The organism is Fusobacterium sp. (assembly GCF_029258315.1).
Taxonomy (GTDB): domain Bacteria; phylum Fusobacteriota; class Fusobacteriia; order Fusobacteriales; family Fusobacteriaceae; genus Fusobacterium_B.
In genome coordinates this window covers 1-24756 of sequence record NZ_JARHZE010000028.1, presented here as the reverse complement: position 1 = coordinate 24756, position 24756 = coordinate 1, and the positions used below count along the sequence as shown (strand labels likewise).

Annotated in this window: 19 protein-coding genes; 18 read left to right on the top strand and 1 reads right to left on the bottom strand. The window is 28.9% G+C overall.

Features of this window, described 5'->3' with window-relative positions; translation table 11 throughout:
- From Q1J48_RS02085 to Q1J48_RS02045, 9 genes are all read left to right on the top strand, one after another.
- A partial coding sequence (locus Q1J48_RS02085; protein WP_300360798.1) for a TolC family protein occupies window positions 1-1230 on the top strand: 1230 nt, incomplete at its 5' end.
- An 11-nt stretch (window positions 1231-1241) separates the two neighbouring features.
- On the top strand, window positions 1242-2411 hold the full coding sequence (locus tag Q1J48_RS02080) for an HlyD family secretion protein (protein WP_300360794.1): 1170 nt from the start codon (window positions 1242-1244) through the stop codon (window positions 2409-2411).
- A 9-nt stretch (window positions 2412-2420) separates the two neighbouring features.
- Window positions 2421-3911 carry a DHA2 family efflux MFS transporter permease subunit gene (locus Q1J48_RS02075; RefSeq protein WP_300360792.1) on the top strand — a complete coding sequence of 497 codons (1491 nt, stop codon included), beginning with the start codon at window positions 2421-2423 and terminating at the stop codon, window positions 3909-3911.
- Window positions 3912-4043: 132 nt separating this feature from the next.
- Window positions 4044-4406, top strand: coding sequence for a hypothetical protein (locus Q1J48_RS02070; RefSeq protein ID WP_300331915.1), 363 nt, complete (start codon window positions 4044-4046; stop codon window positions 4404-4406).
- Between the two features lie 59 nt (window positions 4407-4465).
- Window positions 4466-8713 (top strand): 2-hydroxyacyl-CoA dehydratase, encoded by a 4248-nt coding sequence (locus Q1J48_RS02065; RefSeq protein ID WP_300360790.1) that lies wholly within the window; start codon window positions 4466-4468, stop codon window positions 8711-8713.
- A gap of 187 nt (window positions 8714-8900) precedes the next feature.
- Window positions 8901-9746, top strand: a complete 846-nt coding sequence (locus tag Q1J48_RS02060; RefSeq protein WP_300360788.1) for a MurR/RpiR family transcriptional regulator — start codon at window positions 8901-8903, stop codon at window positions 9744-9746.
- Between the two features lie 13 nt (window positions 9747-9759).
- Entirely contained in the window at window positions 9760-10662 is a 903-nt protein-coding gene (gene murQ, locus Q1J48_RS02055) for an N-acetylmuramic acid 6-phosphate etherase (protein WP_300360785.1), read from the top strand.
- Between the two features lie 22 nt (window positions 10663-10684).
- The gene (locus Q1J48_RS02050; protein WP_300360783.1) at window positions 10685-12073 is read left to right on the top strand and encodes a PTS transporter subunit EIIC; all 1389 of its coding nucleotides are present in this window, start codon (window positions 10685-10687) and stop codon (window positions 12071-12073) included.
- A gap of 140 nt (window positions 12074-12213) precedes the next feature.
- On the top strand, window positions 12214-12540 hold the full coding sequence (locus tag Q1J48_RS02045; protein ID WP_300331930.1) for a DUF1622 domain-containing protein: 327 nt from the start codon (window positions 12214-12216) through the stop codon (window positions 12538-12540).
- A gap of 380 nt (window positions 12541-12920) precedes the next feature.
- Here the strand turns inward: Q1J48_RS02045 and Q1J48_RS02040 are convergent, their stop codons facing one another.
- Window positions 12921-14264, bottom strand: a complete 1344-nt coding sequence (locus tag Q1J48_RS02040) for a TldD/PmbA family protein (RefSeq protein ID WP_300360780.1) — start codon at window positions 14262-14264, stop codon at window positions 12921-12923.
- 321 nt (window positions 14265-14585) lie between these two features.
- On the opposite strand from Q1J48_RS02040, the gene Q1J48_RS02035 reads away from it, so the two are divergent.
- The 9 genes from Q1J48_RS02035 to deoC form a co-directional block, all read left to right on the top strand.
- The gene (locus tag Q1J48_RS02035) at window positions 14586-16526 is read left to right on the top strand and encodes a [FeFe] hydrogenase, group A (RefSeq protein ID WP_300331933.1); all 1941 of its coding nucleotides are present in this window, start codon (window positions 14586-14588) and stop codon (window positions 16524-16526) included.
- Between the two features lie 504 nt (window positions 16527-17030).
- Window positions 17031-17774, top strand: coding sequence for a GntR family transcriptional regulator (locus Q1J48_RS02030; RefSeq protein ID WP_300331797.1), 744 nt, complete (start codon window positions 17031-17033; stop codon window positions 17772-17774).
- Between the two features lie 217 nt (window positions 17775-17991).
- Window positions 17992-18771: a uridine phosphorylase gene (udp, locus tag Q1J48_RS02025; protein WP_300331800.1), complete on the top strand. Its 780-nt coding sequence runs from the start codon at window positions 17992-17994 to the stop codon at window positions 18769-18771.
- A gap of 36 nt (window positions 18772-18807) precedes the next feature.
- The gene (locus Q1J48_RS02020; protein ID WP_300331802.1) at window positions 18808-20034 is read left to right on the top strand and encodes a NupC/NupG family nucleoside CNT transporter; all 1227 of its coding nucleotides are present in this window, start codon (window positions 18808-18810) and stop codon (window positions 20032-20034) included.
- Window positions 20035-20065: 31 nt separating this feature from the next.
- Complete coding sequence (locus Q1J48_RS02015; protein WP_300360777.1) at window positions 20066-21829, top strand: 5'-nucleotidase C-terminal domain-containing protein; 1764 nt, start codon at window positions 20066-20068, stop codon at window positions 21827-21829.
- Between the two features lie 11 nt (window positions 21830-21840).
- On the top strand, window positions 21841-22239 hold the full coding sequence (cdd, locus tag Q1J48_RS02010) for a cytidine deaminase (RefSeq protein WP_300331808.1): 399 nt from the start codon (window positions 21841-21843) through the stop codon (window positions 22237-22239).
- A gap of 12 nt (window positions 22240-22251) precedes the next feature.
- Entirely contained in the window at window positions 22252-22956 is a 705-nt protein-coding gene (gene deoD / locus Q1J48_RS02005; protein WP_300331811.1) for a purine-nucleoside phosphorylase, read from the top strand.
- A gap of 27 nt (window positions 22957-22983) precedes the next feature.
- Window positions 22984-24174, top strand: a complete 1191-nt coding sequence (locus Q1J48_RS02000; RefSeq protein ID WP_300331814.1) for a phosphopentomutase — start codon at window positions 22984-22986, stop codon at window positions 24172-24174.
- Window positions 24175-24189: 15 nt separating this feature from the next.
- The coding region (gene deoC / locus Q1J48_RS01995; protein ID WP_300360774.1) for a deoxyribose-phosphate aldolase at window positions 24190-24756 on the top strand (567 nt) is incomplete at its 3' end.

Here is a 24756-nt window from a genome sequence, read left to right as displayed (position 1 = left end):
CTTATAAAATTAATTCTTTCAGAAAACAGTGATTTAAAAATAGCTTGGTTAAATATGGAAAAATCCACAGAGGCTATAAACTTAGTAAAATCTCAAGAGGGATTTCATCTTGATTTTACAGGAAATTTTAAAAGAGAGAGGATAACCAAAAATGGAATAGAGCCACCACCACTTGGAGGGAAAATTTATAATATGAGTAGCCTCGGTTTACAATCAAGTTATAATGTGGATATTTTTAATAAATTTAAATCTCTTTCAGAGGAACAGAGATATAAGTCGGAGGCTATTAAGATAAATTCCAAATGGATAGAGCTTAATATAGCAGAAAGGACTACGAAACTTTATATTTATTGGAAATATTTACAAGAGGAAGAGGGAAACCTTAGAGAACAAAGAGAGATTTTAGCAAGGATAAAAAATCTTTATAGGGAATCTATAAATATAGGAACGGGAATAGAAGAAAATTATCTGACAATAGAAAATAATTTAAGAGTTTTAGATTCAATTATAGCTGAAAATAAAATGAATCAAGATATAACAATCAATAATTTAAATTTACTTTCGGGAAATAAAAAAATAGAGGAGATAAAAAGTCTTTTAACAACAGATAAAAAAAATATGGAAGAAAGTTTTGAAGGAAAGATTAAAATTCCACAGAGTATAAATTCAGATGTTGTAGTGGAAAGACCAGATATAAAATATTATTTAATGCTTATAGAAGCACAAAAAGAACATCTCAAATCTGCCAAAGCCGATTTTTACCCACAATTCACAATCAATGGAGGGATAGGATTACAATCCCTTAACCTTAATACCCTTTTAGAAAAAAATTCACTTTTAGGATTTATAGGTCCTAGCCTATACCTACCAATATTTCATCAAGGAAGCATAAGAAGTAATTATAAAATAGCAGGAATAGATTTAAATATATTTATTGAAGAGTATAATAAAGCAGTTATAAATGCCTATAATGAAATAGGAAATGAGATTTATACAGTAAAAACTTTAGAAAACTCTCTATTAAATTCAGATATAAATATTTTAAATGAAAAGAAAATATTAGATGAAAATAAAAAAAGACTTAATATTGGGACTATATCAGAATACAATTATCTTTTAGATAGATATAATTTTATGAATAAAAGTCTTTTAAATAAACAAGATCATTTTAAATTTTATATTCAACAGCTAGATTTTATAAAAGCAGTTGGCGGAGTATATAAAAAATAGGAGATAGAAATATGAATGAGAATAAAGATATAAAAAATAATGAGGAAATAAAAAAAGAAAAAATTGTAGAGAATAAAGAGGCTATGAAAAAAATGTCAATATTTATAGCTATATTAATAGTGATCGGAAGTTGTTTTGGACTTTATTGGTTAGCCTATGGTAGAAAATATGTAGAAACAGAAAATGCCTATGTAAATAGTAGCCAAAATGTTGTTACCTCTCAAGTGGCTGGGCGTATAAAAGGTGTTTTTGTAGAAAATACCCAAGAGGTAGAAAAGGGACAACTTATAGCAGTGATAGATGATACAGATTATAAAATAGCCCTTGAAAATGCTGGGGCTGATTTAGGAAAAGCAGTTCGTGTTTATTCAAATCTTTTTTCAAATGTTGGACAGGTAGAAGATGAAATAATCTCAAGAGAAAGTCAATTAAGAAAAGCTAGAACAGATTTTAGTATGGACGAGTCATCATATAAGGCTGGGCTTATAAGCAAACTACAATATGAAACAAGTAAAAATAATCTTCAAATGGCGATAGCCTCTTTAAATCAAAGCAAAAAAATTCTAGCAAATGCAAAAATTCAAGTGGAAAGTAGTTCTATATATAATCATCCAGATGTACAAAAAGCTATCGCTGCATATAAAAATGCCTATGTCAATCTTATGAGAACTAAGGTTTATGCACCAGAAAGTGGAAAGGTTGTAAAAAAATCAGTATTTTTAGGGCAACAGGTAAATCCATCTCAAGAACTTTTAACAATTATAAACTTAAAAAATATATGGGTAGATGCAAATCTGAAAGAAACTCATATGAGAAAAATAAAAGTTGGGGATTTTGTGAAACTTAAAAGTGATGTGAATGAAAAAATATATAGAGGATATATCCAAGGAATTTCAGCAGGGACTGGAAGTGCATTATCTTTGATACCAGCACAAAATGCCACAGGTAACTGGATAAAGATAGTTCAGAGAATCCCTGTTCGTATAGTTTTTGATGAGAAAAGTTTAAACGAAAATGGAAGTGTTCCCATTGGAAGTTCTATGATAGTTAAAATTGATGTAGATAAAATAAATAAAAGTATAATCCCATATAAAAAAGAGGAATCAACTCTTTATAAAATAGATGAAACTAAGATGAATGAAGAGATTGATAAAATCATAAAAAGTAATATTGGAAAATAGGAGGTTGATATGGGAATATCATTAGAATTAATAATAGTAACCATTGCCTTATCCATAGGTTCTTTTATGAACGTCCTTGATAGTACCATTGTAAATGTATCTCTTTCACATATAGCTGGAGATTTTGCAGTGGCTCCAACTCAAGGGACTTGGGTTATCACATCCTACGGTGTTTCAGAAGCTATTTTTCTCCCTCTTATAGGTTGGCTTACAAAAAGATTTGGAATAGTAAGACAATACATTTTTGCCACACTTTTTTTTACAATAGCCAGTGTACTTTGTGGAATAAGTTTTAGTTTTGGATTTTTACTTTTTGCAAGAGTTCTTCAAGGAATAGTTGGAGCTAGTATGATCCCCCTTTCTCAAACATTGATGATGAGTTTTTACCCTAAAGATAAAAAATCAATAGCTCTTGGAATATGGTCTATGACAATAATTTTAGCACCTGTTTTAGGACCGGTGATTGGTGGGTGGATAACAGATTCATTTTCTTGGAGAGTATGTTTTTATATAAATGTGCCTTTTGGAATACTATCAACTCTTGTTGTATATTATATTTTTAAAAAGAAAGGTTACAAAGATAAAACAGAAAAACAACCAATAGATATATTGGGATTGATATTTTTAAGTGTTGGTATAGCCTCACTACAAATTATGCTTGATAAAGGGAATGATTTGGATTGGTTTTCAAGTAAATTTATAGTTGTACTTGGAATACTCTCTTTTGTATTTATCACCCTCTTAGTTATTTGGGAGTGGTACCATAAAGATCCAATGATAAATATAAGATTCTTTTTAAATAGAAATTTTACTATTGGAGCTTTAAGTATATCAATAGGGAGTGCAGCATTTTTTTCATCTGTTGTGGTAATTCCTTTATGGCTCCAAAATTTTATGGGATATACAGCTTTTCAAAGTGGACTCACAACTTCAACTTTAGGATTAGCAATAATGTTGATAGCTCCGATTTTGGGAACTCAACTTAATAGATTAGATGCTAGAAAAGTTGTTATTTTTGGATTTATATTTTTTACAGGTTCTGCACTTTTAACAGGAAATTATACTCCAGATGTAACCTCTGGATATATTGCTTTCTCAAGACTACTTTCTGGAATAGGTTTAGGATTTTTCTTTTTGCCACTAAATACAATAACACTTTCTGAAATTCCAGATGAGGATATGGCAGGAGCATCGGGACTTTATAATTTTATGAGAAATATAGGAAATACTTTTGGTACCTCTCTTTCAGTAAATTTTTGGAATCATAGAATGGCAGTTCATCATCAAGATATGGTGTCCGCAATAAATAGTGGAAATCCAAATTTTATATCATATATAAATAATGTAGGTGGAAGTTTTCAAGATAAAATTGTTATGATAAATAATATAATCACAGAACAGTCAGCTATTATGGGAGTAAATGATATAATAATTGGAAGTGGAATTTTAATTTTATTTTTAATTCCTTTGGTTATGCTTGCTAAAAAAACAAATAAATAATAGGCAGAAAATCATAGGTGAAAATAAAATTATCCTATGATTTTTTTATTATTAGACAAATTTACTTGATTGATTTTTTTTATAAAATAGTGTATAATTCAGATAATTAAATCTAAAGATTAGGAGGGTGAGATGAAAGCAAAAGAGAAAAGAATAGCTATATATCTAATGTTTTTTATAGTTTCTTTTGTTATGATAGTTTTTGTTAAAAGTTTTAACTTTAGTAATAGAACTCATACAAATTCTAGATATAAAAAAGAAAGTACAATTTTTCTTAATAACTCATCAAGTTCTTCTAACTATTTAGGAATGAGGATATCTAGGGTAAAAATTTTAGAAAAATTTATAGAGTGTGATACTTTACCACATTTTATAGATGTTATGAAAGAATTTTTTGAACTAGAGGTAGTAGTAAAAATAACAGAGAGGGTAGAGAGAATAAATCCTTTCTATTCGATCTTGGATAGAGATAAAAGACGGATACTCCGAATTTAAAAAGATTTTATTTATTAATCACAATTAAATAAAATCTTATATACAAGGAGAACTGTCTAATGAAAAAATTATTTTTAGGAACTGATATAGGTTCAACAACTGTAAAAATTGTTTGTCTAGATGAGGAGAACAATATTTTATACTCTGTTTATGAAAGGCATTTTTCCAATGTGAGAGAAACTTCAAAAAAACTTTTTGAAGATTTTTTTGCTTACATTGAAAAAGAATTTGGTAGGGATATTTGCTTTAAGATAAATATCACAGGTTCTGGTGGGCTTGGAGTGGCAAAGTGGATTGATGTAGATTTTGTTCAGGAGGTTATTGCTTGTATAAAAGCTATTGAAACAGTAATTCCTGAAACAGATGTAGCCATTGAACTAGGTGGAGAGGATGCTAAGATAACATATCTAAAAAATGATATGGAACAGAGAATGAATGGAAGTTGTGCTGGTGGAACAGGGGCTTTTGTGGATCAGATAGCATCTTTACTAGATACAGATGCTAAAGGCTTAAATGAATTGGCCAAAAATTATGACACAATCTATCCGATAGCATCAAGATGTGGAGTCTTTGCTAAAACAGATATTCAACCATTAGTAAATGAAGGGGTCAAAAAAGAAAACATTGCAGTTTCAGTTTTTCAGGCTGTTGTAAATCAAACGATTACAGGTCTAGCTTGTGGAAAAAAGATTACTGGAAAGGTAGCTTTTCTTGGAGGACCTCTTTTCTTTTTAAGTGAACTTAGAAAAAGATTTATAGAAACTTTAAAACTTCAGAAAGAGGATATAATTTTTCCAGAAAACTCTCAACTTTTTGTGGCAGAGGGAGCTTGTATTTTATCAAGAGAAAATAAAAGAGAATTTTCTTTGGAAGAATTAAAGGATAAAGTCTTACTTCTAGATAAAAAAGGTGTATCTGAAACAATGACTTTACCGCCTTTATTTGAAAATGAAGATGAGAAAAAAGAATTTTTTGAAAGACACGATAAAGAAAAAGTAGAAAATATTGATATAGAAAATTATTCAGGTAATGCATATTTGGGAATAGATGCAGGATCAACAACTATAAAATTAGTTCTTGTTTCTGAAAATAATGAGATACTTTATTCTCACTATTCACATAATAAAGGAAATCCTTTGGATAATATTTTAAAAAATTTAAGAGATTTATATGATAAACTTTCAGATAAAATTATAATAAAAGGTTCTTGTGTAACTGGATATGGAGAAAATTTAATAAAAACAGCTTTAAAAGTAGATGTTGGAGTTGTAGAAACAATGGCTCATTATAGAGGGGCAAAATATTTTTCACCTGATGTGGATTTTATTTTGGATATAGGTGGGCAGGATATGAAATGTCTAAAGATAAAGGACGGAGTTATAAACTCAATACTTTTAAATGAGGCTTGTTCATCAGGTTGTGGATCTTTCTTAGAAACTTTTGCTGGAAGTCTTGGACTTAAGATAGAGGAATTTGCAAAACTTGGAATGGAGGCAAAAACTCCAGCTGATTTAGGAACTAGATGTACTGTGTTTATGAACTCAAAAGTTAAACAGGCTCAAAAAGATGGAGCTGATGTTGGAGATATATCTGCTGGACTTTCATATTCAGTGGTAAAAAATACACTTTTCAAAGTTATAAAAATGAAAAATAAAGAGGAGCTTGGACAAAAAATAGTTGTTCAAGGGGGAACATTTTTAAATAACTCTGTACTTAGAGCCTTTGAACTTATCTCTGAAAGAGATGTAATAAGACCAAATATAGCAGGACTTATGGGAGCTTTCGGAGCTAGCCTTATAGCTAAAGAGTATTCTAAAGAAAATAATCTTGTAAGATCCTCTCTTCTATCAAAACAGGATATAAATGGATTTTCTACAAATACAAATTTAACTAGATGTGGAATTTGTGGAAATAATTGTCTTTTAACAATCCATAAATTTAAAAATGGAGAGAGATTTATCTCTGGAAATAGATGTGAAAGACCTCTTGGAAATGTGAAAAAAGAAGATGTACCAAATATGTTTGAGTATAAATATAATAGGGTATTTAATTACACACCTCTTGAGCCATCAAAAGCTATAAGAGGAGAGATAGGTATTCCTAGAGTTTTAAATATTTATGACTCATACCCATTCTGGTTTACTCTTCTTACAAAACTTGGATTTAGAGTTATAATTTCAGATGACTCATCTAAAAAAATCTATGAAAAGGGAATGGACACAATAACTTCAGATTCAATTTGTTATCCAGCTAAAATGACTCACGGACATATAGTTAACCTTATAGAAAAAGGTGTAAAAAGAATTTTTTATCCTTGTGTTATCTATGAGGAAAAAGAGGATAATAAGGCACAAAATCAATTTAACTGTCCAATAGTAATCTCTTATCCAGAAGTTTTAAAAAATAATATGGATATTTTAAAAGAGAAAAATATTGAGATGTTGATACCATTTTTCTCAATGGCTGATAAAAAAGTTTTAAGTAAAACTGTATTTGAGGAGTTTGAAAAGTTTGGAGTTACCAAAAAAGAGGCTGAGTTAGCAGTTGATGCAGCTTGGGAAGAGAGATATAATTTTAGAAAAGATATGAGAAATAAAGCTCTAGAAATTATGGATTATCTTGAAAAAACTGGAAAGACTGGAATAGTTGTTTGTGGTAGACCTTATCATAATGATAAAGAGATACATCACGGAATACCAAATATGATAAACTCTTTTGGAATTGCAGTTTTAACAGGAGATGCCGTTGCAAGTCTTACAGAGTTAGAAGATGGGCTTAGGGTAATTGACCAATGGACTTACCACTCAAGACTTTATAGAGCTGCAACCTTTGTTGGAAAACATCAAAACTTAGAATTGATAGAACTTAATAGTTTCAGTTGTGGATTGGATGCTGTAACGACTGATCAAGTGGAAGAGATATTATCAAACTATGGAAAAGTTCATACAATTTTAAAAATAGATGAAGTTAGCAATATGGGAGCTGTAAAAATAAGAATAAGAAGTCTTTTGGCTGCCCTAGCTGATAAGAAAAAAGCTATTAAAAAAATAGTTAAAAAGAAAATTGAATATAGAAAAAATATCTTTACTAAAAAAATGAAAGAAGAATATACAATATTAGCCCCTCAAATGTCCCCAATTCATTTTGGACTTATAAAAGATGCTTTTAAATCAGAAGGATATAGATTGGAAATTTTAGAGGAAACAAAAGAGGCACTTAATACAGGACTTCAATATGTAAATAATGATGCTTGTTATCCGTCTATTTTAGTTATTGGTGAGTTGATACAAGCATTAAAATCTGGAAAATACAATGTTGAAAAAACTGCAGTTATGATTTCTCAGACTGGTGGAAGTTGTCGTGCTACAAACTATATTGGATTTTTGAAAAAGGCTTTAAGAGATAGTGGATTTGCAAATGTTCCAGTACTTTCATTAAATGCCGTGGGATATGAAAAACAAGAGGGATTTAAATTAACACCAAAACTTATACATAAAACTCTGATGGCTGTTTCCTATGGAGATATTTTAATGAAACTTCTTTACCATATAAGACCTTATGAAAAAATAAAGGGGTTAACAAATAAGATTTTTGAAAGATGGTATGAAGATGTAAAACCAAATATAAGAAATGGAAAAATTTTAGAGTTTAGAAAAAATTTAAATCAAATTGTAGATGAATTTTCATTTATAGATGTAGAAAAGATAGAAAAAATAAAAGTTGGAGTTGTAGGAGAAATCCTTGTAAAATTTAGCCCTTTTGCTAATAACTACCTTGTTGACTTTATAGAAAGTGAAGGGGGAGAGGCAAGAACTTCAAGCCTTATGAGTTTTATAAACTATTGTATTTATAGTGAGAAATTTTTAAAAGAAAGATTTAAGGGAAAGGTTGCTACCCTACACACTAAAGCAGCTTTGGCAATAACAGGATTTTATACAGGATTTGTAAATAGAGCTTTGGCTAGAAGTGAGAGGTTTAAGAAAGAAAACTTTATAGGAAAAGTGGCAGATAAAACTTCTAGATTTATTTCAATTGGACACCAATCTGGTGAAGGGTGGTTCTTGCTAGGTGAGATGATAGAACTTATAGAGCATGATGTACCAAATATAGTTTGTGTTCAACCTTTTGGTTGCCTACCTAACCATATAACAGGTAAGGGAATGATTAAAAAACTTAAGGAAACTTATTCCCATTCAAATATTGTTTCTATTGATTACGATCCAGCTTACTCAGAGGTAAATCAGATAAATAGAATAAAACTTATGCTTTCTGTTGGAAAGAAAAATCTTTTAATTAATAAAGCATAGAAAGTAAGAGAGTGCTATGAGAATGTAGCACTCTTTTCTATTGTAATTAAATTATATTTTATATTATAAAATTAAAAAATATTAACTCAAGAATAAAATATTCTTAAAAAGATGGAAAAATAAGAATAAAATATTCTTGACAAATTGAAAAAGATATTATATTATAAAAAAAAGGAGAATGATATATATGATAAAAAAACTTATTGTTTCTTTAAAGAAAGATATGACTCCAAAGGAAAGTGAAATAGGAGTTTATATATTAAAAAATATGAAAGAAATTTTAAATTTAACTTCAGTAGAATTAGCATTAAAAATTGGAGTAGGACAATCTTCAATTATAAAATTTATAAAAAAATTAGGGTTTAATAAATATGGAGAATTTAAGATACAACTAAGCAAAGAGATAGAGAATGATAGGTTGTATAAAAATAAAGAGAGAATACATGATCAAATATATTTAGATGACTCTTTAGAAGAGGTTTCAAACAAAACTTTAAACGAAACAATAAAAGCTTTGGAAAAAACAGTTGGTAATATAAATTATAAATATATGGAAGATGTTATAGAAGAGATAAAAAAGAGCAAAAAAATATTAATTATAGGTTCAGGTATGTCTTCAATAGTAGCAAAGGATTTAGAAATAAAATTTATGAAGATAAAAATAGATGCTTTACACTATGAAAGTCCTCATATGCAACTGATGAAATTAGCTACTATGGATAGTAATGATATGGTAATTGCTATTTCTCATAGAGGTGAAACAGAAGACGTAATTGATGTGATAAAAAAAGCTAAGAATAAAAATATAAAAGTACTTTCAATAACATCAATAGAAAAAAATACTGTAGCTAGTTTAAGTGATTTTAATTTAAAAATAATATCTGAAGAGAATATTCTTAGAAGTTCAGCCATATCTTCAAGAATGGCTCAACTAATAATAAATGATATAATCTTTTTAAGATTAACTCAAAAAGATTATAAAAATACAAAAAATTACATAAAAGAGAGTAGGAACTTAATAAAACATATTTAAAAGGGAGAAAATTATGGAGAATATTTTAAAAAATAAAGCAACTGAAACAAGAAATAAAAAAAGTATGAATATGGATACAATGTCAACATTAGATTTATTAAAACTTATGAATGAAGAAGATAAAACAGTAGCATATAGTGTAGAAAAAGTTTTACCACAAGTAGAAATTGCAGTTAAATGGGTAATAGAAACATTTAATAATCAAGGAAGATTAATATATATCGGAGCTGGAACAAGTGGAAGACTAGGAGTTTTAGATTCAGTTGAGTGTCCACCAACATTTGGAGTATCGAAAAATCAAGTTATTGGACTTATAGCTGGAGGAGAAAAAGCTTTTGTGGAGGCTCAAGAGGGAGCAGAGGATTCAGAAGAATTAGCAGTAGAGGAATTGAAAAAAATTAATCTAACAAAAAATGATATTGTTTGTGCAGTGGCTGCCTCTGGAAGAACACCATATTGTATTGGTGGATTAAAATATGCAAAATCATTAGGCTGTAAAACTTTTTCCATAGCTTGTAATAAAAATAGTAAAATTGGTGAAATTTCAGATTTAGCAATAGATGTAGAAGTTGGACCAGAAGTTTTAACAGGATCAACAAGACTAAAAGCTGGAACTGCCCAAAAGTTAATTTTAAATATGATTAGTACAGCATCAATGACTGGTGTAGGAAAAGTTTATGAAAATTTAATGGTGGATTTAAAAATAACTAATATAAAATTACTAGAGAGAGCAAAAAATAATATCGTGCAAATTACAGGTTGTTCATCTGAAAAAGCAGAAGAAACTTTAAAAGAATGTAATAACAATGTAAAATTGGCAATAATAATGGTATTATTAAATTGTTCAAAGGAGGTAGCAGAAGAAACTTTAAAAAATGCAAATGGATTTATTAGAAAAATAGATTTAAATAAGTAGCTAAAATAAAGGGGGTTTTAAAATGGACATATCTAAAGTAGCACAAGAAATAATTAAAAATTTGGGTGGAAAAGAAAATATCCTTGTTATAAATAATTGTATGACAAGATTAAGATTAAATGTAAAGGATCAAGAAAAAGTTAATTTTGAAGAATTAAAAAATTCTGATTATATAATGAGAGTTATCGAGGATGATACTCTTCAACTTGTAGTTGGACCGGGAAAAAGTAAAAAAATTGCTGATGAAATGAGAAATCAATGTGATTTAAAAAATAATTTTAATGAAGATTGGGTAAAAAATAAAGAGGAGATAAAGAAAAAACAAGGAAGATTATCAAGAATATTAAAAAGTTTAGCAAATATATTTGTACCATTAATTCCAGCCATTATAGGAGCAGGACTTTTAAATGGAATAGCTGGATATTTTCAAAATGTATATACAGTTCAAGGGATAAAAGAATTACCTTTATGGATAACTTTCTTTCAAACTTTAGCAAGTGGACTATTTGGATATTTTGCTATTTTTGTAGGGATAAATGCAGCTAATGAATTTGGAGCTACTCCAGCATTAGGAGGAGTAATTGGTGCTATAACATTAAGTCCAAATATAAATATTTTTTCAAATGTTTTAGGATTATATAATTCAGAGATACCTCTAAATAGTATATTAATTCCAGGAAAAGGTGGAGTGATTGGAATAATTTTAGGAGTTGCAATTTTAGCATTTGTTGAGAAAAAATTGAGAACGGTTATTCCAGACTTTTTAGATACTATTTTAACATCAACATTATCTTTACTTATTGTTGGAACATTAACAATATTTGTAATAATGCCTTTTGCAGGTTTTGTATCTGATATAATAATCAAAGTATTTTCATTCTTTATTATGAGTGAAGGACCGATGGCAATAATTGGTGGATTTATTTTAGCAATGAGTTTTTTACCATTATTAATGGTTGGATTACATCACGGATTGATTCCATTTTATATGGTACAGTTAACTCAAACAGGAGCAATATCATTATTCCCAATATTATGTATGGCAGGTGGAGGACAGATTGGAGCAGCAGCTGCAATATATGTAAAAGCTAAGAAAAATGAAAAATTAAGAAATATAATTAGATCAGCTATGCCAGTAGCAATATTAGGAATTGGAGAACCAATGTTATACGGGGTAACTTTACCATTAGGTAAACCATTTATAACTGCCTCAATAGCTGGTGGATTTGGTGGAGCTTTCTTAGCTATGATGAAAGTACAAACAATAGCATTTGGACCAGCAGGAATTACTGCAATTCCATTAGTAGTACCTGGAAAAATATTATATTATTTCATAGGTTTACTTATATCTTATCTTGCAGGATTTATAATAACATATTTGTTTGGTGTTCCTAAAAATATAAATGATTGATAGATAAAAATTATATGAGGGTTATAAATTGGTAGTTTTGATTCTACCAATTTATAACTCTTTTTTATAAAATAATTTTGATTTTTTAATAGAAAGAATTATAATTAAAGTATAGGAAGATAAAAAAAAGGGGGGAGAATGTGGGAGAAGTTTATAAAATGAGTGAGATTTTATTTAAAGAATTTTTAGAAATTTTGTCATTCTTTTTTACTGCTTTATCAATCGGAACTATTTGCTATGGATTTTTAAAAAGTATATTTTTATTATTTACAACAACTCCAAAAATAACTTTAGAAAAAGCCATAAAGATAGGAATGGAAAAATATATTTTGGTGGGCTTACAGTTCTTAATAGTGGCAGATATTATTGACACAATAATTTTAAGAGATTTGAAAAATATAATTTTAGTTTTATTAATAGTAATAATAAGAACTATAATGAGCTGGGAAATTGAAAGGCATAAATAAAAAAATTATTTTTATTATTTAGGTTAAGTTTATATTTTATTAATTTTTTTGAAAATCTCGAAGATAAAATAAAAAATAAAAAAAGATATGTTTTTAGAAATTAATTATAAAAAATATAGTTTAATTATTAATATTTCAAAAGTAAAGAATAGATTTTATAAGTAAAAATAAATTAAGTTTAAATTTATACGATAAAATAAAGAAGAGGAAAATTGGAATATTTATATGAGTTATGAAGTTAGATTTGAAAAAGAATTAAATAGCGTAGCAATTTTAGGTATAAATTATAGATTTTAGAATAATATAAAATAAAAAACAGAAGAGGTAGTCTCTTCTGTTTTTTTGAAAATTATAATATAATAATGTAGGATTTTGAAAAATTAATCAACTACAATTTTTAGTCCGCTTACTTTTATAGATGGAGATCCAACAGAAGATAGGGAGAATTTTAAATCATTTCCAATATCTTCAATATTTTCTAAAAGTTCAAAGAAGTTTCCAGCTATTGTTATTTGATTTAAAGCTTTGTCAACTTTACCATTTTTGATTATAAATCCCTCTCCAGCTAAAGAGAAATCTCCAGATATACTATTAAGACCAGAGTGAAGTCCAGCAAAATCAGTTATAAGAACACCCTCTTCAATATTGGATGTTAATTCTTCAAAAGATTTTTCTCTAGGTTTTACATAAAGATTAAAAGCAGAAGTTCCAATAGTTCCTTTATAACTTCCTTTCATAGCATTTCCAGTTGATTTTACTCCATCTTTGTTAGCAGTTTTTAAGTTATATAGATATGTTTTTAGATTACCATTTTCAATAATCTCTTTATACATAGTAGGAACTCCCTCATCATCAAAGGCAGAGTTTCCAAAACCATTTTCTAAATGGGGATTATCTATTAAAGTGAATATATTTGAGGCAACTTTAGTATTTAATTTTCCCTTAAGTTTTGAAATATTTTTTTGTACAGCATCAGCAGAAAAAATATTACTCATAGCTCCTAAAAGAGAAGAGAAAGCTAAGTTTTCTATAACACAGATTTTTGGATCTATTTTTTCACAAGTTATATTAAATTTTGAAATGGCCTCATCAACAGCAGTTTTTGCTATTTTTTTATAATCAAACTTAGAAAAATCTTGTCCTATCATAAAATCAGAACCTGTTTTTATAATCTCTTTATCCTGAGCTACAACACTTAAATAAGTGTAACAAATATTTTCTTTAGAAGAGAGAGAAAGTCCACTTGAGTTTTTTATAATTTTTTCACTTTCTCCAAGAGAGAAAGAACAGAAATTTACCTTTTTAACTCTTTCATCAAGGGAAAGGGCATATTTTTCCATAGAGAATAAAAACTCTTTAACTTCTTCAATATCTATATTATTTAATAGTGGTGAATATGTTGTAATCTCTTTATAGTTTTCTTTTTCAGAAAAAATAAACTGTTCATCAACAGTTTCTATACAACTTGCATTTTCTAAAACTTGAGCTATAAGAAAATCAATATCATCTTCTTCAAAAGATTCAGAGTAAGAATACCCCATCTTTCCATTTATTTTTCCTCTGAAGGATATTCCTTGATTTTGATTATTGGTAAAATTATCTATTTTATTTTGGTAAACTTTAATTGAATAGTTAAGATTTGAAAGAAAATAAACTTCAAATTCCTCTATTCCATTTTTACTAGCTTTTTCAAATAATTTATTAATAAAAATCTCTTTTTTCATAAAATGTTAATAAAGATAAAAAACTTATCTTTTTTCCTCCTTTTTTTATAATATTATACAACAAAAAAATACATTTAAATAAAAGAAATTAAAAAATAAAAAGGCAGATATGGTTAAAAATTAATACTTCACGAAAAAATATTAAATTATTCTTAACAAATGTAAATTTTTAGTTGCAAAAATTTGTTTTTTTATATATAATAATATAACAAGAAATTAGCATTTTGAAAAGAAAAAAATTAATTTTTTTTAAAATGATTAAATTTCGATGGATTAATTTTAATTTAACAATAAATTTTTTATAAAGTCTTAGGAGGAAAGATGTTCGAACACAATCACGGGCAAGAGATAATAAGTTTATCTTCTGTAGGTTCAATCTTCTGTAATGTTGCAGGAACAGAATTGAAAAAAGCTTTAAAACAAGGGAAAAATGTAGTGGCTATTTCAGGAATGGTTACAAAACCAGGAGTATATGAAATACTAGAAACAACAACTTTAGCAGATTTAATTGAGATGGCTGGAGGAATTGTTGGACACAAACAATTTAAAGCAGCACAATTTGGATTACCATTTAGAAATTTAGTTTTAGATGATTATTTAGACAAACCTATTGATTTAGATTTATTTGAAGATGGTTCTACAAGAAATATTATAATATTATCAGAGGAAGATTGTATGGTTTCTTTCTCAAAATTCTATTTAGAATATCTATTAGCTAACTTACAAAGAAGAGGTTATTTAGAGTATTCAAGAGTTGAAGAGGAAATGAAACGTTCTTGGAGAGTTCTTGACAGAATTTCTAAAGGAAAAGGAAATATGAGAGATTTATTCCTTTTAAGACATCTTTGTGGAATAATGAGAGATACTTTAAAAAGAAAAAGAAATCTTGTTATAGAATCAATTGAAAAATTCTACCATGAATTTGAAGAGCATATTGAAAATAAAGTTTGTCCAGCAGGACAATGTATCCAAATGTTAAAATTTAAAATTACAGATAAATGTATAGGATGTACAGCTTGTGCAAGAGTTTGTCCAGTACATTGTATCTCTGGATCAATAAAACAAAAACACACAATAGATAATGAAAAATGTACTCACTGTGGTCAATGTGTTGTAGCTTGTCCAGTAGGAGCTATATTTGAAGGAGATCACACAACTCAATTATTAAGAGATATTGCTACTCCTAATAAAATAGTTGTAGCTCAAATAGCACCAGCAGTAAGAGTTGCTATCGGAGAGGCTTTTGGTTATGAGGCTGGAGAAAACGTTGAGAAAAAATTAGTTTCAGCTTTAAAAGCTATCGGAATAGACTATGTATTTGATACAAGCTGGGCTGCTGACCTAACAATAATGGAAGAAGCTAAAGAATTCCAAGAAAGATTAGAAAAATTTGCTGCTGGGGATAAAGATGTAAAACTTCCAATACTAACATCTTGTTGTCCAGCTTGGATAAAATTCTTTGAGCAAAATTATCCAGATATGTTAGATGTACCATCATCAGTAAAATCTCCAATGGAAATATTCTCAACTGTTGCAAAAGATTTATGGGCTAAGAGTGTAGGACTTTCAAGAGAGCAAGTATCAGTAGTAGCTATTATGCCTTGTCTTGCTAAAAAATATGAAGCATCAAGAGAAGAGTTCTCAAGAGGGGACAATTATGATACTGACGTAGTAATCACTACAAGAGAATTAATAAAATTATTCAAACAATTAAATATAGATTTAAAAGAACTTGAAGATGAAGATTTTGATAATCCATTAGGAGAATACTCTGGAGCTGGAATAATATTCGGAAGAACTGGAGGAGTTATCGAGGCTGCAACAAGAACTGCTGTTGAGTCTATAACTGGTCAAAGATTAGAAAATGTAGAATTTGAAGAGCTAAGAGGATGGGACGGATTCAGAATAGCTGAAATAAAAGTAGGAGACTTAGATTTAAGAATAGGAATCTCTCACGGACTTGAAGAAACAGCAAAAATGCTAGATAAGATAAGAGCTGGAGAAGAATTCTTCCATGCTATCGAAATCATGGCTTGTAAAGGTGGATGTATCGGTGGTGGAGGACAACCGAAAGCACTTAAGAAATTAGAAGTATTAAAGAAAAGAGCAGAAGGACTTAATAATATAGATAAGAGTCTTCCAATCAGAAGATCTCACGAAAATGAATCTGTAAAAGAGTTTTATAGACAATATCTAGATTATCCATTAAGCCGTAAAGCTCACGAGTTATTACATACTAGATACTTCCCTAAATTTAAATAGGATAAATAAAAAGGTTGCTAAATAAGGCGACCTTTTTTTATTGCTAGAAAAATTATAATTACTTTTTATAAAAATTATTAAAAAATATAAAAATAAAAAAGATTGGGTAAAATAATTTTAAAAGAATTTAGTTTTTTTTATTTTTTGTGAGAAATCTAATATTTAGAAATTAAAAATCTAAAAAGAGATGGTAAAAATAAGAAAGATTTAAATATTTTATTTATATATTTTAGAAATAAAATTAATAAAAAGATAAATTTGATTAAAAAATAGAAAAAAATAATAGTTTTTCTTTAAAAGACTATTATTAATTAAAAAAATTTTAGACAACAAATTAATTAAGAGAGATAAAAAATTGTTATAAATCATTGTAATTATCTAAGATATTTTAAAAGTTAAAAAAAATCTTTATAAATTTGTATAAAATTAGACAAGTTTTACTTGAAAAGTTTTCAATGTTAATGTATAATAAAAATACAAAAATTATAAAAAAGGTGTATAACGATGGAAGAAAGAATTGAGGAATTTATAAATGGCAATAAAAAATTGCCTAGATGTGTGGCTGTTTATGATAAACTTTTTGCAATGATAAAAGAGGGGGAGTTTTCCCAAGAAACAAAATTACCATCAGAGCCAGAATTGGCAAAAATAATGGGAGTTAGTAGAATGACTTTAAGACAAGCACTAGCTCTTTTACAAGAAGACGGAATGGTAAAGAATATTCGTGGGAAAGGAAATTTTATAGTAAAATCCGGGATATCTTGGGAAAAAGGTTTAGAAGTTTTAGATCATCCTGTCTATACTAGTATAACTGAAAAAATAGATGAAGTTGAATTAGAATTTAAAATTGAGCCGTCAACAGATTATACAAGTAAAGTATTAGAGAGAAAATCTCCAGTTGTGGTTTTTGTTGATAGATGGTATAAGATGAAAGGAAAAGTAATAGCTTATACTTTGACAATTATACCTATTGAAACAGTAGTGGAAGAGAAAATAGATCTAAATAATAAAGATAAGTTTGTAGAATTTTTGGAGAAAGAGGTTTATGAAAAAGCTAGACATTCATCTATTAAATTGAACTTTTCAACAGCTGGAAATTTTTCTTCAATGAAAACTTTATCAAATACAGATAAATTTTGTTTATTAGGTGAAACTTTGTATTATAAAAATAAATATCCAGTGCTACATAACAAGCATTACATACCTATTGAATATAGCAATATTGTAATAGAAAGAAAAAGAAAATAAAAAATCAAGGGGATTAAAAACAAAATCCTCTTTTTTTATGTCTAATTTTAAAAATAATCGTCTTAAAAATAGAACAAAATAATCAATAATCAAAAGTAAAAAACTCAAAAAAATAATTGACATAAAAAAGGTTCATGTGATACTATATGTTATAGACAAGTTATTAGACAATCATAAAATAATAGTAGACAAGAAAGAAAACTGAGGAGGTATTAAAATGAAATACGCTGAAGAAGGATTACAATATCACATTGGATTAAGAAAAGGAGATGTAGGAAGATATGTTATATTACCTGGAGATCCTAAACGTTGTGAAAAAATAGCTAGACACTTTGATGATGCAAAATTAGTAGCAGACAACAGAGAATATGTTACTTATACAGGATACTTAGACGGAGTAAAAGTTAGTGTTACTTCAACAGGAATTGGAGGACCATCAGCAGCAATAGCCTTAGAAGAACTTGTAAAATCAGGAGCAGACACATTCTTAAGAGTAGGAACTTGTGGAGGAATGCAAACAGAAATTATGGGTGGAGATTTAGTTATTGCAACTGGAGCCGTTCGTATGGAAGGAACAAGTAAAGAATATGCTCCAATAGAATATCCATCAGTAGCAAACTTAGATGTAACAAATGCTTTAGTTCAAGCAGCTAAAACTCTAAAAGCAACTTATCACGTTGGAGTTGTAGAATGTAAAGATTCATTCTATGGACAACATGAGCCATCAACAAAACCAGTTAGTTATGAATTAGAAGCTAAATGGGAAGCTTGGAAAAGAATGGGATGTAAAGCATCTGAGATGGAATCAGCAGCTCTATTTATAGTAGGAGATTATTTAAGAGTTCGTGTTGGATCATCATTCTTAGTTGTTGCAAACCAAGAAAGAGAAAAATTAGGACTTGAAAATCCAGTTATTCATGATACAGAAGCGGCAATAAAATTAACAGTAGAAGCAATTCGTAACTTAATAAAAGCAGATAAAGAATCTGAGAAATAATAAATAAAAAATAAATCAGGAGAGGAAAATAGATAAATGAGAACAATTTTAACAAGTGTGTTAGGAATAATCATAGTTTTAGCAGCTATGGTATTAATATCAAAGGATAGAAAATCAATAAAAAAAGAGATAATAATAAAAGCAATGATAGCTCAATTTATAATTGCGTTTTTATTAGTTAAATTCCCTTTAGGAAAATTTGTTGTATCAAAAGTTTCAGAGGTAGTAACACAGGTACTAGATTATGGAAAAAATGGTATAGGATTTGTGTTTGGTAGTCTTGGAATGGCAAATGCTCCAACAGGATTTATTTTTGCAACTCAAGTTCTTGGAAATATAATATTCTTATCTTCATTAGTTGGTGGATTATATTATTTAGGAGTTTTAGGATTTATTGTAAAAGTAATCGGAAAAGGTGTTGGAAAAGTTTTAGGAACTTCTCATGTAGAAAGTTTCGTTGCTGTTGCAAATATGTTCCTTGGACAAACTGAAAGTCCTATACTTGTTAGTAAATATTTAGGAAGAATGACAGAAAGTGAAGTAATGGTTGTTCTTGTTTCTGGAATGGGAAGTATGTCAGCAACTATTATTGGAGGATATGTAGCTTTAGGTATACCAATGGAACATCTTTTAATAGCTTGTACATTGGTTCCAATGGGAAGTATAGCAGTATCAAAAATAATTTATCCTGAATTAGAAACAGTTAAGGAAATAGAAGATGTAAAAATAGATAACAAAGCTGGAAGTGAAAACTTAATTGAAGCTGTTACTGAAGGAGCTATGAATGGTATGGCATCAGCTTTAGCAATTGGAGCATCTTTAATAGCTATAATAGGACTTGTATCTTTAATCAATGGAATTCTTTCAGGTGTTGGTTCTATGGTTGGATTTGATGGACTTAGCTTAGAGAAATTGTTTGCATATGTTTTCTCTCCACTTGGATATATGATGGGACTTTCAGGAAATGATGCTCTATTTGCAGGACAACTTTTAGGAAGTAAATTAGTTCTAAATGAGTTTGTTGCTTTTGAAGAGTTAGGAAAAGTAATTTCTCAATTAGGAGAGAGAACAGGATTAATCTTATCAATATCTTTAGCAGGATTTGCTAATATTTCTAGTATGGGAATATGTATAGCTGGAATATCAGCTCTTTGTCCAGAAAAGAAAAATGTATTATCAAGACTTGTATTTAAAGCTATGATAGGTGGATTTGTAGTAAGTCTTCTAAGTGCTATAATAGTAGGAATTATAACAGCTATTTAATTAAAAACTTAATTATATAAAAGGAGTGTTTATGGGAAATAAATTTAAATTGTTTTTACTTTCAGGAGCTTTATCAATTTTATCAACTGTAAATGTTTTTGGAGAGGAGATTGATATACAGATCCTTGCAACAAGTGATTTACACGGAAAATTTTATCCATATGATTATGCTATAAACGAAGAGAGCAAAAGTGGAAGTGTAGCTCAAATAGCCACTGCTGTAAAAAAATATAGAAATGAAAATACAATTGTAGTTGATGCTGGAGATACAATTCAGGACAACTATGCAGAATTATTTTTCAAAGATAAAATTCATCCAATGGTTCTTGGTATGAATGAAATAGGTTATGATGTGTGGGCTATTGGAAACCACGAATTTAACTTTGGTGTGGATAATTTAAGAAACATAATGAAACAATTTAAAGCAAAACCTTTAATAGGAAACTTATATAATCAAGATGGAAGTAAGTTTGCTGACAGCTATACAATAATGGAAAAAAATGGAGTAAAAATTGGAATTATAGGAATGTGTACTCCAAATATTACTAAATGGGATAGCGTAAATTTAAAAGATTATATAGTAACAGATCCTGTTGAAGAAACTAAAAAAATAGTAAAAGAATTAAGAGGTAAGGTAGATATCCTTATGGTAGTAACTCATATGGGAGAGGAAAACGAATATGGTGTTCCTAACTCAGGAGTAAACGACCTTGCTAAAGCTTGCCCAGAAGTAGATTTAATTGTGGCAGCTCATGAACACAAATTAGTAGAAAAAGCATATGTTAATGATGTATTAATAGTAGAAAATAAAAATAGTGCTGTAAGTATGGCAAAAGTTAATATCATACTTGAAAAAGATGGAGACAAATATAAAATTGTTGACAGAAAAGCTGAAAGTATAAAGATAGCTGACTATGAGCCAGACAAAGAGGTTTCTAAAAAATTAGAACCATATCATCAAAGAGCTTTAAAAGAAGCTAATATTATAATAGGGGAATTAACTGGTGGAAATCTTGCTCCAAAAAATGAAATAGAGGGAATACCACAAGCACAAATTCAACCTACTGCACTTATAGATTTTATAAATGAAGTTCAAACTTATTATACAGGAGCTGATGTTTCAGCAGCAGCATTATTTAATGTTGATGCAAACTTAGAGCCTGGAAAAATAAAGAAAAGTGATACAGCATTAATTTATAAATATGGTAATACATTATATAAATTAGAAATGACAGGAAAACAATTAAAACAATTTATGGAGTGGTCAGCTTCATATTATAATACTTATAAACCAGGAGATTTAACTATATCATTTAATGAAAATATAAGAGGATTCAATTATGATATGTTCTCAGGTGTAGATTATCAAATAGATATTTCTAAAGAACCAGGAAATAGAATAAAAAATCTAAAATGGTCTAAGACTGGTAAAGAGGTAAAAGACACTGATAAATTTGTAGTGGCAGTTAATAACTATCGTGTAAATACTCATCTATTAAGTTATGGAGAGATCTATAAAGAGGGAGAAGAGTTACCAAAAGTTTTAGAGATAGATGTAAAAGGAAACTTAGGTGGAGTTAGAGAGTTAGTTGGAGATTATATCAAAAATGTAAAAGGTGGAAAAATTCAACCAAGCAATCCTACAAACTGGGAGATAATTGGAAATAACTGGGATAAAGCTAAACACGAAGAAGTTGTTAAACTTGTAAAAGAAGGAAAAATTGTTATTCCTAAGTCAAAAGATGGAAGAACTCCAAATGTTAAATCAATAACAGAAAATGATTTGAAAAAATAAGGAGATAGACAATGGAAAAATATAAAGATATATTAGATAAAGCTTATGAAGCAATGGAGAATGCATATGCACCATATTCAAATTTCCATGTTGGTGCATGTGTAAAAACAAAAGATGGAAAATATTTTCTAGGAGCCAATGTAGAAAATGCTTCTTATGGGCTTACTAACTGTGCTGAAAGAAATGCTATATTTCAAGCATATTCTTATGGATATCGTAAAAGTGATATAGAAGGAATAGCAATAGTTGGACAAGGTGGGACTTTGATCACACCTTGTGGAGCTTGTAGACAAGTATTAGTAGAGCTTTTAGAAAAAGATACTCCAGTTATATTGGGAACTGGGGACAAAGTAAAAATAACAAATATGGAAGAACTTATGCCAATGGCATTTACAAGTGATTCCTTATAGGAGGAGATAATTATGGCAACACCACACAATCAAGCGAAAGTTGGAGAAATAGCAAAAAATGTTTTAATGCCTGGAGATCCATTAAGAGCAAAATTTATAGCAGAAACATTTTTAACTAATGTAAGACTTGTAAACTCTGTAAGAAATATGCTTGCATTTACAGGAGAATATAAAGGACAAGAAATAACAGTTATGGCATCTGGAATGGGAATGCCTTCAATAGGAATATACTCATATGAATTATATTCTCAATATGGAGTAGAAAATATTATTCGTGTTGGATCAGCTGGATCATATGCAGAAGATTTAGATATTTATGATGTAGTATTAGCAAAAAGTGCTTGGAGTGAGTCATCTTTTGCAAAAACTCAAAATGGATATGACAAAGATACTACTTATCCAAGTGAAGAGTTAAATGAAAAAATAGAAAAAGCAGCAGAAAGATTAAATATGCCAATACATTTAAGAACTATACATTCAAGTGATGTATTCTATACAGAAAAAAGTATATACAAAGAAATCAGAGATAAGCATGATTGTGCTTGTGTAGAGATGGAAAGTTTTGCACTTTTCCACAATGCAAAAGTTTTAGGAAAAAATGCAGCTTGTTTATTAACAATTTCTGATTCATTTACTTCTGAAAAGAAAACAACTGCAGAAGAGAGACAAACAGCTTTTGTTAATATGATGAAGATAGCACTAGAAACTTTTTGTTAATTCTTAAAAGAAAGAAGGACGTTTAAAATGAAAAAATATAATAGAATATTTACAATAGTTGTAGATTCTTTAGGAATTGGAGCTATGGAAGATTCAAAAAAATTTGGAGATGTTGGAGTAGACACTTTAGGACATATATCTGAGTCTGTTGAAAAATTTAATATTCCAAATCTTCAAAAATTAGGGATTGCAAATCTTCACCCAATGAAAAATGTAGCAAAAGTTGAAAAACCACTTGGATATTTTATGGAATTAAATGAAACAAGTGTTGGAAAAGATACTATGACAGGACATTGGGAAATGATGGGTCTTAATATAGACAAACCATTCCAAACATTTACTGACACAGGATTCCCAAAAGAACTTATAGAGGAGCTTGAAAAAAGAACTGGACATAAGGTAATTGGAAATAAAAGTGCTAGTGGTACAGAGATCTTAGATGAACTTGCTGAAGAGGAAATCAGAACTGGAAATATGATAGTTTATACTTCAGCTGACTCAGTTTTACAAATTTGTGGAAATGAGGAGACTTTTGGACTAGATGAACTTTATAGATGTTGTGAGATTGCTAGAGAACTTACTTTAAGAGATGAATGGAAGGTAGGAAGAATAATAGCAAGACCATATGTTGGTAAGAAAAAAGGTGAATTTAAACGTACAAGCAACCGTCATGACTATGCATTAAAACCATATGGAGAAACAGCACTTAATGCATTAAAAGACAATGGATTTGATGTAATCTCTGTTGGAAAAATAAATGATATTTTTGATACAGAGGGAATTACAGAGGCTCATAAATCAAAAAGTTCTGTTCACGGAATGGAACAAACAATAGAAATAGCTAAAAAAGATTTCAAAGGACTTTGTTATGTAAACCTTGTAGACTTTGATGCTCTATGGGGACACAGAAGAAATCCTATTGGATATGCTGAAGAGTTAGAAAAATTTGATAAAAATTTAGGTGTATTATTAAATGAATTAAAAGATGATGATTTATTAATAATAACAGCGGATCACGGAAATGATCCAACTTATAGTGGAACTGACCATACAAGAGAGAGAGTTCCATTTATAGCTTACTCTCCTTCAATGAAGGGTAGTGGTCTGTTAGATAGAATGGATACTTTTGCTGTTATTGGGGCTACAATAGCAGATAACTTTGAAGTAGAGATGCCAAAAAATACAATTGGTACATCAATTCTTGAAAAATTAATATAAGATAAGGAGAAAAAAATGGACAGAGAAAAAATGTTTGCAACAGTTGACCACACTTTATTAGGTCAAACAGCTACTTGGGCTGAAATAAAAGAGGTTTTAGATGATTCTATACACTATAAAGCAGCTTCAGCTTGTATACCTGCTTCATATGTAAAACCAGCTAAAGAATATGTAGGAGATAAATTACCTATTTGTACAGTAATCGGTTTCCCAACAGGATATAGTACAACAGCAACTAAAGTTTTTGAAACTAAAGATGCTATTGCTAATGGAGCTGATGAGATTGATATGGTTATCAATATCGGTTGGTTAAAAGATAAAAAATACGATTTAGTAGAAAATGAGATTAAAGAAATTCATAAAGCTTGTGAAGGAAGAATTTTAAAAGTTATAATCGAAACTTGCCTTTTAACTGAAGAAGAAAAAATAAAAATGTGTGAAATAGTTACTAATTCAGGAGCTGAATACATTAAAACTTCTACTGGATTCTCAACTGGTGGAGCAACTTTTGATGATGTAGCTCTTATGAGAAAATATGTTGGTAAAGATGTAAAAGTAAAAGCAGCTGGAGGAATAGCTTCT

Coding starts and splice junctions, on each gene's coding strand:
- Q1J48_RS02000 (WP_300331814.1), top strand. CDS start 22,984: ATGAAAAAATATAATAGAATATTTACAATAGTTGTAGATTCTTTAGGA.
- Q1J48_RS02065 (WP_300360790.1), top strand. CDS start 4,466: ATGAAAAAATTATTTTTAGGAACTGATATAGGTTCAACAACTGTAAAA.
- Q1J48_RS02075 (WP_300360792.1), top strand. CDS start 2,421: ATGGGAATATCATTAGAATTAATAATAGTAACCATTGCCTTATCCATA.
- cdd (WP_300331808.1), top strand. CDS start 21,841: ATGGAAAAATATAAAGATATATTAGATAAAGCTTATGAAGCAATGGAG.
- Q1J48_RS02035 (WP_300331933.1), top strand. CDS start 14,586: ATGTTCGAACACAATCACGGGCAAGAGATAATAAGTTTATCTTCTGTA.
- Q1J48_RS02030 (WP_300331797.1), top strand. CDS start 17,031: ATGGAAGAAAGAATTGAGGAATTTATAAATGGCAATAAAAAATTGCCT.
- murQ (WP_300360785.1), top strand. CDS start 9,760: ATGGAGAATATTTTAAAAAATAAAGCAACTGAAACAAGAAATAAAAAA.
- Q1J48_RS02080 (WP_300360794.1), top strand. CDS start 1,242: ATGAATGAGAATAAAGATATAAAAAATAATGAGGAAATAAAAAAAGAA.
- udp (WP_300331800.1), top strand. CDS start 17,992: ATGAAATACGCTGAAGAAGGATTACAATATCACATTGGATTAAGAAAA.
- Q1J48_RS02040 (WP_300360780.1), bottom strand. CDS start 14,264: ATGAAAAAAGAGATTTTTATTAATAAATTATTTGAAAAAGCTAGTAAA.
- Q1J48_RS02015 (WP_300360777.1), top strand. CDS start 20,066: ATGGGAAATAAATTTAAATTGTTTTTACTTTCAGGAGCTTTATCAATT.
- Q1J48_RS02070 (WP_300331915.1), top strand. CDS start 4,044: ATGAAAGCAAAAGAGAAAAGAATAGCTATATATCTAATGTTTTTTATA.
- deoD (WP_300331811.1), top strand. CDS start 22,252: ATGGCAACACCACACAATCAAGCGAAAGTTGGAGAAATAGCAAAAAAT.
- Q1J48_RS02020 (WP_300331802.1), top strand. CDS start 18,808: ATGAGAACAATTTTAACAAGTGTGTTAGGAATAATCATAGTTTTAGCA.
- Q1J48_RS02060 (WP_300360788.1), top strand. CDS start 8,901: ATGATAAAAAAACTTATTGTTTCTTTAAAGAAAGATATGACTCCAAAG.
- Q1J48_RS02050 (WP_300360783.1), top strand. CDS start 10,685: ATGGACATATCTAAAGTAGCACAAGAAATAATTAAAAATTTGGGTGGA.